General features: G+C 45.9%; 11 protein-coding genes. 7 read left to right on the top strand and 4 right to left on the bottom strand.

Going from position 1 to position 11,916, the window contains the following annotated elements; genetic code table 11:
• Positions 1-272: 272 nt before the first annotated feature.
• Positions 273-1,253 carry a transaldolase gene (gene tal, locus M2387_RS16095; RefSeq protein WP_259050865.1) on the bottom strand — a complete coding sequence of 327 codons (981 nt, stop codon included), beginning with the start codon at positions 1,251-1,253 and terminating at the stop codon, positions 273-275.
• Positions 1,254-1,297: 44 nt separating this feature from the next.
• Positions 1,298-1,756 (bottom strand): RpiB/LacA/LacB family sugar-phosphate isomerase, encoded by a 459-nt coding sequence (locus tag M2387_RS16100; RefSeq protein WP_259050867.1) that lies wholly within the window; start codon positions 1,754-1,756, stop codon positions 1,298-1,300.
• Positions 1,757-2,151: 395 nt separating this feature from the next.
• Here M2387_RS16100 and M2387_RS16105 point away from each other — a divergent pair, with 395 nt between their 5' ends.
• The 6 genes from M2387_RS16105 to M2387_RS16130 all read left to right on the top strand — a co-directional run bounded on the left by M2387_RS16105 (position 2,152) and on the right by M2387_RS16130 (position 8,844).
• On the top strand, positions 2,152-3,507 hold the full coding sequence (locus M2387_RS16105; protein WP_259050869.1) for an MFS transporter: 1,356 nt from the start codon (positions 2,152-2,154) through the stop codon (positions 3,505-3,507).
• A 1-nt stretch (position 3,508) separates the two neighbouring features.
• Positions 3,509-5,242, top strand: coding sequence for a dihydroxyacetone kinase family protein (locus M2387_RS16110; protein WP_259050870.1), 1,734 nt, complete (start codon positions 3,509-3,511; stop codon positions 5,240-5,242).
• Positions 5,233-6,015 carry a triose-phosphate isomerase family protein gene (locus tag M2387_RS16115; RefSeq protein ID WP_259050871.1) on the top strand — a complete coding sequence of 261 codons (783 nt, stop codon included), beginning with the start codon at positions 5,233-5,235 and terminating at the stop codon, positions 6,013-6,015. The genes M2387_RS16110 and M2387_RS16115 overlap by 10 nt, the downstream gene beginning before the upstream one ends.
• Positions 6,012-6,848 carry a sugar phosphate isomerase/epimerase family protein gene (locus tag M2387_RS16120; protein ID WP_259050872.1) on the top strand — a complete coding sequence of 279 codons (837 nt, stop codon included), beginning with the start codon at positions 6,012-6,014 and terminating at the stop codon, positions 6,846-6,848. The genes M2387_RS16115 and M2387_RS16120 overlap by 4 nt, the downstream gene beginning before the upstream one ends.
• A 1-nt stretch (position 6,849) precedes the next feature.
• Complete coding sequence (locus tag M2387_RS16125; protein ID WP_259050873.1) at positions 6,850-7,707, top strand: phosphogluconate dehydrogenase C-terminal domain-containing protein; 858 nt, start codon at positions 6,850-6,852, stop codon at positions 7,705-7,707.
• Between the two features lie 174 nt (positions 7,708-7,881).
• The gene (locus M2387_RS16130; RefSeq protein ID WP_259050874.1) at positions 7,882-8,844 is read left to right on the top strand and encodes a sugar-binding transcriptional regulator; all 963 of its coding nucleotides are present in this window, start codon (positions 7,882-7,884) and stop codon (positions 8,842-8,844) included.
• A 108-nt stretch (positions 8,845-8,952) separates the two neighbouring features.
• Here M2387_RS16130 and M2387_RS16135 read toward each other — a convergent pair whose 3' ends face one another.
• Positions 8,953-9,831: a hypothetical protein gene (locus M2387_RS16135; RefSeq protein ID WP_259050876.1), complete on the bottom strand. Its 879-nt coding sequence runs from the start codon at positions 9,829-9,831 to the stop codon at positions 8,953-8,955.
• Positions 9,832-10,101: 270 nt separating this feature from the next.
• Here M2387_RS16135 and M2387_RS16140 point away from each other — a divergent pair, with 270 nt between their 5' ends.
• Complete coding sequence (locus M2387_RS16140) at positions 10,102-11,085, top strand: Gfo/Idh/MocA family protein (protein WP_259050878.1); 984 nt, start codon at positions 10,102-10,104, stop codon at positions 11,083-11,085.
• A gap of 53 nt (positions 11,086-11,138) precedes the next feature.
• On the opposite strand, the gene M2387_RS16145 is transcribed toward M2387_RS16140, so the two are convergent.
• Positions 11,139-11,876 carry an EAL domain-containing protein gene (locus tag M2387_RS16145; protein ID WP_259050880.1) on the bottom strand — a complete coding sequence of 246 codons (738 nt, stop codon included), beginning with the start codon at positions 11,874-11,876 and terminating at the stop codon, positions 11,139-11,141.
• Positions 11,877-11,916: the final 40 nt, after the last annotated feature.

Below are 11,916 nucleotides of genomic sequence, written 5' to 3' on the forward strand. Positions count from 1 at the left end.
TAAAAGTCAAACGGTCAATTTTTCGAAGTATTGAAATGTGAGCCTGGAGGTCTTTTTTTATGATGAATCATTTTTTAGATAATATTTCTGCAACATGCATCACCTTATTTATATCTATTTTATAAATAATATCCTGCGGTCAGGAAGGCGGTTTTTTTAGATAAGTTATTATTAAATATAATGAATGGTAATTATCAAAGAGTCTGGTAAATATAAAATGCCTGATATAGTGGGTCAGGCATTTTATTCTGAGTAAATATTAATATCTCGGATTATGCGCTCGCTTCAGCAGGCTCCTTATTTATCAGCCTGGCGAGTAACATTGATTCAAGCTTCTGCTGATCCCGGGCGAATAAGCATATCCCTTCAGCCAGCTTATCAACCGCCATAGGGTCTTGATTATGCTGCCAGTAAAACTCGGCTTCACTCATTGGCGAGGGGCGATGTTCAGGCGTACAGTTTGCCTGAAGTTTGTGCTCTACAGCGCCGTCACTGGCTGCCAGCTCGTCCAGTAAAGGCGGCGAAATAGTCAGTCGGTCACAACCCGCCAGCGCTAAAATTTGCTCTTTGCGACGGAAGCTGGCTCCCATCACTACCGTTTGATATTGATGTTTTTTATAGTAGTGATAGATATCGCGTACTGATACCACGCCTGGATCCTCATCAGCGAGGTAGCTATCCTGAGGCTGGTGCTGCTGATACCAGTCATAAATACGTCCGACAAAAGGTGAGATCAGATAGACGCCGGCTTCAGCACAGGCCCGGCCCTGAGCAAATGAAAATAAGAGTGTCAGGTTGCAGTTGATCCCTTCTCTTTCAAGCTCTTCTGCGGCTCTGATTCCCTGCCAGGTCGCGGCAAGTTTGATAAGAATACGTGATTTATCAATTCCCTGCTGTTGATACAGGCGAATGAGTTTTCGCGCTTTGGCTACACATAGCCCCCGGTCATAAGAGAGGCGGGCATCCACTTCTGTCGATACCCGACCAGGAATATCTTTGAGTAATTCAAGTCCGATATTTACCGCTAGCTTATCGCCTGCATTAATCAGCTGCGTCTCCTGGCTGCCACCTTGTTGAACCGCAAACGTAATTGCTTCGTCAATCAGTGCCTGGTACTGAGGTAGAGCGGCTGCCTTGAGGATCAACGAGGGGTTCGTTGTTGCATCTTGAGGTTTAAAGCGACGAATAGCGTCGATATCACCGCTATCAGCGACAACAGTTGTGATACGTTTTAGTTCATCTAACTGACTCATGAGTTATCCCTTCTTAAAACCCTAATTAAGTGGATCCCTTATTACTAAACGGGCTTGCCCAGTTTTTCGTAGTAGTCGATTTTCTCTACTTTGGGTGCTGAGCCGCCCCCTTCATATTCTGAATCCAGCCAGACATTAACGATATTTTTTGCCAGTTCCGGTCCGATAACGCGTGCGCCAAGCGTCATCACCTGCGCATTGTTACTTTTCCGCGCGCGTTCTGCAGAAAAAGTGTCATGGCATTGGGCTGCACGTACACCTGGAACTTTATTCGCCACGATGGCCATACCGATACCGGTGCCGCAGAGCAAAATACCCCGCGGATAAGTGCCCTCGCTGACAGCAGAGGACAGGTTATAAGCAATATCGGGATACATCAGCGCGTTATCGCCAATGTCGTGACTAAAGTCGACGACCTCTATCCCCTTCGACTGCAGGTGAGACTTGATCAAATTTTTCAGATCGGTTGCAGCATCATCGGCACCAATTGCAATTGTTAACATTGTGTTCTCCTGAGCGGGTAAAGAGGGGTATCCGGCTGTTCATATGAACTGATAGTGCTCACATGAATGGAATGTGGCGCTATAAAAAGTATCTTTTAATAAACATAAGTTCAACACCTTTTCATATGAACACACAAAAAAGCGACTGATATCTTATTTATAGCTATTGAATGGGCTTTGTGGCACGAAAAAGACAATTTGAGGGCGATCACAAATTCATTTCATGACCATATGAACCAATCTTATGAACTGTTAATGTTCATTTGTCATGTAGCATAAATGTGAATGGTTAACATCAAAGCTGTACACATGTAGCCACTGAACGTCGCGGTTTATACAACAACATTCAACCTTTGATCTCACCGGTAACTTGATTACCTGGAAGGAGAGACACTGTGACCTACGCTAATAACAACGTAACAACTGATGTAGAAAAGTCGGCGATTCGGAAAATCTCAATTCGTCTCGTTCCCTTTGTGGCTTTGATGTTTTTTATTAACTTTCTGGACAGAACAGCGATTTCTTTTGCAGGACCTAATGGCATGGTGCAGGATCTCAACCTGCAAATGGCGCAGTTTGGTCTTGCCTCCGGTATCTTCTTTATCGGTTATATCCTCTTAGAAGTACCAAGTAACCTGGCTTTACACCGCTACGGCGCACGCCGCTGGTTATCACGCATTATGGTGTCCTGGGGTATCGTTTCCCTGTTATTCACCTGGGTGAGTAGTATCGAGGGGCTTTATGTCCTGCGTGTGCTGCTCGGGATTGCCGAAGCAGGCTTCTTCCCTGGTGCCATCTTCTTCTTGAGTGCATGGGCTCCCGCGCGTCATCGCAGTAAAATCCTCGCACTTTTCTATCTGGCACAACCGCTTACCGTCGTCTGTGGTGCACCATTAGCCGCATGGTTTATTGGTCATGATGGCTTGTTTGGTCTGGCAGGCTGGCGTGTGATGTTCCTTGGCGTATCGGTACCCGCTATTGTGGTCGGTATCATTGCCTGGTTCTATCTGATTGATAAGCCGGATGATGCTAAATGGCTCACCAGTAAAGAAAAAGAGTGGCTGAATACCGAATTAGCCCGCGAAAATGCGCAAAAATCCAGTGCTGCTAACCACAGTTTCCGCTCTGTCATGCTGAATGGCCGTGTCTGGGTGCTGTGCCTGATTTACTTCGGCTTTGTTTATGGTCTCTACGCTTTAGCCTTCTTCCTGCCAACCATTATTGGTGGTTTCCAGACGCAGTTTGGCGCGACTTTCTCCGTGATGCAAAAAGGCTTAATCACCGGTGCACCTTATGTTCTGGCGGTTATCGTCATGTACTTCTGGTCACGCGATGCTTCCCGTCGTGGCTGCAAAACCTGGCATATCGCTATCCCGGCTTTAGTGGGTGCTATTACCGTACCAACCGCTCTGTATATGGAAACCCCTCTCAGCACCATGCTGATTATCTCTCTGACGGCGAGTGCCATCTTCGCGGCCCTGCCTAATTTCTGGACATTACCAACACAGTTTTTATCCGGGGCATCGGCCGCGGCGGCTGTGGCATTAATTAACACCATCGGCAACGTTGCAGGCTTCTCGGCGGGCTTCATTACGGGTGCATTGCATGATGTGACGGGCAGCTATCTTCCTCCGATGATGGTAGTGGGTGGCTTTATGCTGCTGTCAGCCATTCTGATGCTTGTTCTTAGCCGTGTACCTCATGAGCGCACCGCTGCTGATACCAAGATGAAACAAGCAGGAGAGCACTAATATGACTTGGCTTTTTAATAATCCTTCTGAGTTTGCCAAAGAAATGATCGCGGGTTTTGTCAGCGCCAATGCCGACGTGGTCCGGCAGGTTTCAGGTGGGGTTATTCGTAATACCGAGAGCACACCTGGCACTGTCGCGATTGTGATTGGCGGCGGTTCAGGCCACTACCCGGCTTTTGCCGGGCTGGTGGGACAAGGAATGGCTCACGGGGCGGCGATGGGTAACCTGTTTGCTTCTCCTTCGGCGCAGCAAATTTGCTCCGTCGCACGAGCGGTCAATAAGGGCGCAGGAGTCCTGCTGGCGTTTGGCAACTATGCGGGAGACGTGCTGCATTTTGGTTTAGCACGTGAACGCCTGATTGCGGAAGGTATTCCCTGCGAACTGATTGCGGTTACCGATGATATTACCAGTGCATCTGTGGGTGAAATTGAAAAGCGCCGTGGCGTAGCAGGGGACTTGGTTGTATTTAAAGTCGCTGCCGCTGCGGCAGAACAAGGTGCTTCTCTGCAAGAGGTGCTGGCGGTAGCAAAAGCGGCGAACAGCCGCACCCGTACCCTGGGTGTTGCATTCGCAGGCTGTACTTTACCTGGCGCTGAATCCCCATTATTTACTGTTCCTGAGGGGATGATGGGGTTTGGCATGGGCATTCATGGGGAGCCGGGGATTCGTGAAGTTCCGGTTCCCAGCGCCGATAGCCTTGCCGATATGATGGTGGAACGCTTGCTGGAAGAGCTGCCGCCAGAAGTGGTGGTAAAGGGTGCGCGGGTCGGTGCTGTCCTTAACGGTTTAGGTTCGGTTAAATACGAAGAACTGTTTGTCGTCTGGCACTGTGTCCAACTTCGTTTGCAGGATAAAGGCATTACGCTTGCTGATATTCAGGTGGGGGAGTTTGTCACCAGTTTTGATATGGCAGGGTTATCCCTGACGCTTGCCTGGTTTACCGAGGAGCTGGAGTCATTATGGATGGCTCCCGCTTACTCTCCGGCCTTTAAAAGAGGCTCGGTTATTGCGACCCAGCCTTTAGTGATTAATCCCAGTGATGAGCAGCAGCAAGAATGTATTCCTGAGGCCTCTGCTGAGTCACGGGAAAGCGCAGTTACTGTGGTCGCAATGGTGGATGCGCTGGCCAATGTTGTTATCGCAAATGTTGACGAGTTAGGGCGTATTGATGCCATCGCCGGAGACGGCGACCACGGTATTGGTATGGAACGCGGTGTGCGTGCGGCGCGTGATAGCGCACATAAGAGTCTGGCTGCAGGTGCCGGAGCAGGAACAGTGTTACAGCAGGCTGCCGATGCCTGGGCCGATCGTGCAGGGGGCACTTCAGGTGCTATCTGGGGCGTGATATTAAATACCATCGGAACAGGTATTGGTAATCATAAGAAGCCTGATGCCATCACTGTTGCCCGAGCCATCAACGATGCTGCCCACGGCGTGATGCACTTTGGTAAAGCTAAACCCGGAGATAAAACCCTGGTTGATGTGCTGCTACCTTTTAGTGAAATGCTGCTCGATGAAGTCAATCAACAGACACCATTAGCCGAGGCCTGGGCTAAAGCTTCTGAATATGCCCAGCAATGCGCGGACCGTACGGCTGAACTGATGCCAAAAATGGGCCGGGCTCGTCCACTGGCGGAGCGTAGTTTTGGGACGCCTGATGCCGGGGCAATCTCTATGGCGTTGATAGTTAATGCTGTAGGTACCTGTTTTACTGAGGAGGAGGTATGTCGGTGAAATTGACTCTGGGTGTCAGCCTCAAGATGTATTTTGGTTATCAGCAGACCCTTGACTGGAGTCATGAGGTTGCCCGGCTGATAAAACAACATCCATTATTTAGCCTGACCCCCGAGGTGACGTTATTTACCTTTCCTTCAGCGCCCGCATTAGAAGGAACCCTGCGTGCCTTTGCCGGAACCGCGATGCAAGTCGGCGTACAGAATATTGCTCCCGCTCAGAATGGCCCCTGGACCGGGGAAACCAGCGTCGCCATGGTCAGCGAAATGGGCGGGAAATTTGTTGAAATTGGTCATGCGGAACGCCGCCGCCATTTCCATGAAGATGAGAGCGTCATTTTACGCAAAGTTCAGCTGGCACTGGAGAATGGATTAACGCCCGTTATCTGCATTGGTGAGCCAGAGAAAATGACCGGAGCACAGGCAAGCCGCTTTGCTATCGATGAGGCGACCCGTGTGATGAACTTTCTCTCGAGTCATGCGTTAAGCGGCGATTTAATTTTTGCCTGGGAGCCCCAGTGGGCTATTGGTGCTGCCGAGCCAGCTTCCCCTGAATACATTAAGACGGTTTGCCAGAGCCTGAAAGACTACCTGGCGCAGTCGTCTGACAATCATCGCGTTATCTACGGCGGTAGCGCCGGGCCCGGATTACTTCAGCAACTTTGGCCGCATGTTGACGGCCTGTTTTTAGGGCGCTTCGCCCATCAGCCTCAGGCATTTCTCGATATTCTTGATGAAGCATTCCACTTGCTGGCACCGAAGGAGAACCTATGAAACTTGGATTGAGTACTTATGCTTATTTCTGGCAGTTGTCAGAGCAGGCCACTAAGCCAATCACGCTCTTTGATGCCATCGATGACAGCGTACGTCTGGGCGCTTCGGTATTTCAGATTTGTGATTATCCGCAAATCCTCACCTGGTCTTCCTCGCAGATAGCCAGTCTGGCACGGCATGCGGCTCTGGCAGATATTACGCTGGAACTGGGTACCAAAGGGGTGATGCCCGATCATCTGCAACGCTATCTGAATCTGGCGGGAGAGCTGGATTGCACTCTATTACGTACCATGATCTACAGTCCTGAACACAGGCCCACTTTAGATGAAGCCAGGGGCTGCCTGGAAAGCGTATTGCCGGCTTTTGAGGCTCAGTCGGTTGCTCTCTGTTTAGAGACTTATGAGCAGGTTTCTACAGAAGACAACGTTGCCCTGGTGAAGGCGATTGATTCTCCTCTTGTCGGGATCTGCCTTGACCCTGCGAACTGTGTTGCCCGCCTGGAATTACCCCAGGACGTAGTCGCTCTATGTGCGCCTTATGTCTTGAACTGGCATGTGAAAGATTTCGCTTTTTCACGCCGTGACGGCTGGGTCGGCTTTACTCTGGCAGGCGCGAAGCTTGGAGAAGGCTTACTGCGCTATGACGAAATTAAACAAATTCTTCAACCCGAACAACGGGGTATTAATCAAATTATTGAGCACTGGCTACCCTGGCAGGGTGACAGCGAAAGCACCTGTCGCGCTGAGGCCGCCTGGACTCAACACAATATGGAATATCTGCTCAATAAGCATCGCTCACCAAACAATTTCTCTACTATTTCCAAGGAGTCATAATATGTCTGCTGAATTAAAAATCGTTACCGTAATTGGTGCGGGTGGCAAAATGGGTATGCGTATTTCTGCCAATTTACAAACCAGTGATTTTCAGGTCTTTTACTGCGAAAACTCACCGGCTGCACAGCAGCAAGTCACTAATCAGGGACGTGAACTCTCAGATACACAATCCGTGGTACCCCTGAGTGATGTGGTGATTTTAGCCGTGCCGGATATCGTGCTGGGTAAAGTCTCTGAGGTTGTGGTTCCACAAATGAAGCCCGGCGCAATACTGTTAACGCTTGATCCTGCTGCGGCCTATGCCAACCTTATCGCCCATCGTGACGGAATTGAATACGCGGTTGCTCACCCTTGCCATCCGTCGGTATTCCTCCATCGCTATACCAAAGAAGAGCATGAAGATGCCTTTGGTGGTGTCGCAGCTATCCAGCACGTTGCCGCTTCATACGAAACCGGTAACGAGGAACAAAGAGCGCAGCTCACTAAAGTGGTTAGCTGTATGTATGGTCCGGTTGCCGAAGTGCACTGGGTTACCGTCAAACAATTAGCCTATCTTGAACCCACTCTGGTTGAAACCGTTGCCTGTATGGTCGGGGCCTTTATGAAAGAGGCGCTGGATGAAACGGTAAAACACAGCGGTGTTCCTGAAGAAGCGGCAAAAGCCATGTTATATGGCCATATTCAGATTGCTCTGGCGGTGGCTTTCCGTGCCACTAACCCATTCTCTGACGCCTGTATGATTGCCATGGAATACGGTCGCGAGAAAATCATTAAGCCAGACTGGAAAGTTATTTTTGAAGAAGAAGAACTGGATAAAGTGATTGCCCGGATGTTGAAAATCGACAGTATTAAGCGTTAATTTGACGGTAGCGCCCTTTGACTGCTAGCAGAGGGCGCTATGACCCAGAATGATTCACGTTGTGTGCAGGTATTACCCGGGTAGTTTGAAGTATGACGGGTATAGTGTTAGACAGAGTATTATCTCTGATATAATTTTCTTAAATACACGTCTTCTCATGGAGAATGGCTGCGCATGGAAAAGTCCAATCAGAGCCAGGATTTTGAATTACTCACCGAAATAGCCATTGCCTACTACCGTGATGAAGTGACTCAAGAAGAGATCGCCAATCGATTCGGCTTCTCGCGTATTAAAGTGGGTCGTCTGCTAAAGCGGGCGAAAGAGGAAGGTATCGTTGAAATAAGCGTACGCTACCACCCGGTATTCAGTACCCAGCTTGAAAAACAGCTTCTTGAGCGTTTCCCTATCAGTCGGGCTTTAATTGCCCTTGACCATCTTGATGAAGATGAGCAGCGTCGTCAGGTGGCGGCTTTAGTCTCCAGCTATCTCGCCAATAATTTACGCGACAATATCGTGGTCACCGTTGGACAGGGGCGTAATGTTGCTGCGGTGGCAGAGCATACCAGCCCGATACAGTCTAAAGACTGCCGATTTATCTGTGGGATAGGCGGCACCCATCGTCCTGGCGATGTCATTAATGCCGATCATATTAGCCGCCTGTTAGCGAAAAAATTCGGTGGCAGCAGCGAATCTCTTTATGCCCCGGCCTATGTTGAAAGCTCCGAATTGAAAGTGGCGCTGATGCGTAACGGCACGATTAAAGAGACCTTAGATCGTGCGCGCAAAGCTGATATTGCCCTGGTGGGTATCGGCGATATGAATGAAAACAGCTATATGGTTAAACTCGGCTGGTTTACGCCTCAAGAAATTAATGATGCCAGCCTTCATCAAGGCGTTACCGGGGATATTGCTGGCTACGACTTTTTTAACTCCCAGGGTAAGCATGTTAATACCGTGATGGATGACAGAGTTATTGGTCTGAGCGTAGAAGAGCTCAAGCAGATCCCTTGCGTGATCGCCATTGCTTCAGAAAGCACTAAAGCGGTCTCGATCATGGGGGCTTTACGTACCGGTGCCATTGATATTATCGCGACCAGCGCCCGTAATATCAGAACGATTTTGAGTATGACTCAGTAGCTGGCTCTGAGTTTTGATGGCGTTCATCTCCTGAGTTAGCAGCGTTCTGCTGCTAACTCATTTTATTTGTAATCATTAATATTCGATATATTATAAATTTAGCTGTCTTTATATTCCAATATTACATTTTGTTATTTCGTAACGATGGATACCTTTTTCTTTTTTATCAATCAATATCAGTTGGTATTTATCATCAAGGTAAATAACTCCATGGCTCTTGTCCACATTCACACAAATTGACTTTGAATTAAAATCAACAATAGATGCAACATTACGGATGATATTATTCCCTCCGACGGTAAATGCTATAGATGATATTAGAAAGCAACAAGATGCGAGGAAACCAGTAAAAAAATAAAATAAATTACCATCATCTTTATTTTTTGATATTTTGTAAATGTTATATAAGAGAGAAATGATACTGATAACAAAAACATATGGAGCTACTATAATTACACTTGCAATGAATTTTGTAAAATAGAAATGTTTAGGGTCCACGGCAAAGATATCATTGATTATAATGTTGCTTTTATAGTTGATAAAATATAAAACCATGAAAGATATTAAAGCTGTGACTGTTCCTTTCTCCCATTTATTACCATTCATTTTTTCATATATGATATTGATCACTGGAACTGAAATAGCATAAAAGCATAATGCTCCTGCAATTAAAACACCCCAAGAAAAAACTGGCCAAATCACTGAAAAACTGAATGATATCATAAAGGCGATAATGCCAAAAATCCCAGATATTTCAGATACTTTATATTTAAATATTCCATCATGGTAAATAGTATGTCCAAATGAAAAACAGAAAGTCGTTAAGATAAATAATATTGACCATCTCTGAATAGTTTCAAAATATGTTATTTTCTGTTCAAGAAAATCAAACCCCATACCAAAATGTTCGGATGAACTTGCAATAAAAAAAAGTATCGAATCTAGTAGGAATATAGTCAAGAAAATAAAAAATAGTATTTTACGCAAAACATTTCCTCAGGAAAAATAAGCTATGTTTGTATCATGGATTCAAGTGCACTTAAACTAAATGCTATTTTAACGATCTGAGCAATTCAAGTAGGTCATTATAATGAATAATAATTATGTTACTATCGTTTAAGGATAGCAGCATGCTCTCTATTTGTGGATAAGATCACATTATTTACAAATAATGTATGTATTTAAAAATGTAGTGATATTTAGTTTATTCAGTATAAAGTATCAACTACTCATCCATTCAACAATAAAAGGATAAGCATGAAAAATTCATTAGGTTGGGGCATTTTGGCAACCGGTGGGATTGCTGAAACATTTACCCGGGATTTGCAGACAGCGGGACTTAACGTTGTTGCGGTGGGTTCAAGAACCCAAGAGAAAGCTGACGCTTTCGCCGGGCAATTTGCTATCCCCCGGGCTTATGGTAGTTATCAGGAACTGGTTCAGGATCCTGAAGTTGATATTATTTATATTGCCACGCCGCATCCACAGCATATTGATACTGCTTTGCTTGCGCTGAAAGCGGGAAAACATGTCCTTGTTGAAAAGCCCTTTACGCTCAACGCGGATGAGTCCAGAACCCTGGTCAGATACGCACATGAGCATAATCTGGTGATACTTGAAGCTATGTGGACGCGTTTTCTGCCACATATCAGACGAATCCATGAAATCATTAACTCTGGTGCTCTGGGTACTCTACAGTCTGTTACTGCAGAACATCGGCAGTTTTTACCCACGGACCCGAAACATCGTCTTAATTCGCTGGAGCTGGGTGGCGGGGCTTTACTTGACCTGGGTATTTACCCGATATCCTTTGCTGTTGATATTCTGGGGGCACCCACTTCAATTGAGGCAATCGCACGCTTTAAAGACACCGGGGTTGACGCAGAAACTGCAACCATTATGCACCACGAAAACGGTGCTATTTCCACGACGGTCTCTGCACTTGATTGTACCGGGGTTAATCAGGCGGTTATTAATGGTTCTGAAGCGCGTATTGTTATTGACCCCGTCTGGTATACGCCGACTTCATTCCGGCTTGAAGACTATGCCGGGAATATTATTGAAGAATTTAATCAGACTGTTGATGGCCGCGGGATGCAGTTTCAGGCATTTGAAATGGAGCGTTTGATAAAGACCGGGGAAAAATCAACGATTATGTCTCCTGATGAAAGTATCGTAATCATGGAAACCTTAGATACTATCAGAAAGAATATCGGGCTGGTTTATCCTGTTGAAGAATAAAATGGCTTGCCTGTTTTTATTGTTTAAATAAAAGTATAAAAACAGGCTGCTAATTACGGTAGTTGATTTTGTTCCTCACTAACATGGGTAATCCACTCTCCAGATAACTGATATTTTGATATAAGATCTGATTTCGATATTGCTTTTGAAAATAAATAACCCTGGAATAGATTTATTCCCAGCCCCTTTAATTCATAAAAAACATCAAACTCTTCCACGCCTTCGGCAATAGATGTACATCCTGAAATATTACAATAATAAATAGCCGATCTTAATAGCCGCTCAACTCTTTTATTCTGCCTGAATAGCTTTATCGCGCTAATATCTATTTTGACATACTCTATATCTAAATAGACAAATGGCAGCGTTGAGCTTTCATGTGAAAAAAAGTCATCCAGACTCAGAGAATATCCTAGTTCTCTTATTTTTATTGCATTTTTAATGAGTTCATGGCTGTCTGAAACTCTCATTTGCTCCGGGATTTCAAACTGTATACAGGCTCGCTTAGCATATTCTATTCTCTCAAGAAAAGGCAGAACCACAGGAGATAAAATAAAGTCATCAGTAATATTAATACTGAAGAAAACGTCAGGAATAGAATCAAGTAACGAAACACATTCACTAATTTGAGTTAAGGCCAAATTAACCGTCTGATTGTTTTTTTTGATGGTTTTTAAGCATTCTTCGGTGCTGATTAAATTACCATTTATCCATCCTCTTAATAATACCTCGAAGCCGACAGGCTTTAATTTCCCATCGACTATAGGCTGGTAATAATTATAGGTTTCCAATAAATACCATCCTTACTATTTTTTAATAAATCAATAATAG

Source organism: Klebsiella sp. BIGb0407 (assembly GCF_024807845.1).
In the GTDB taxonomy this organism is placed as follows: domain Bacteria; phylum Pseudomonadota; class Gammaproteobacteria; order Enterobacterales; family Enterobacteriaceae; genus JGM124.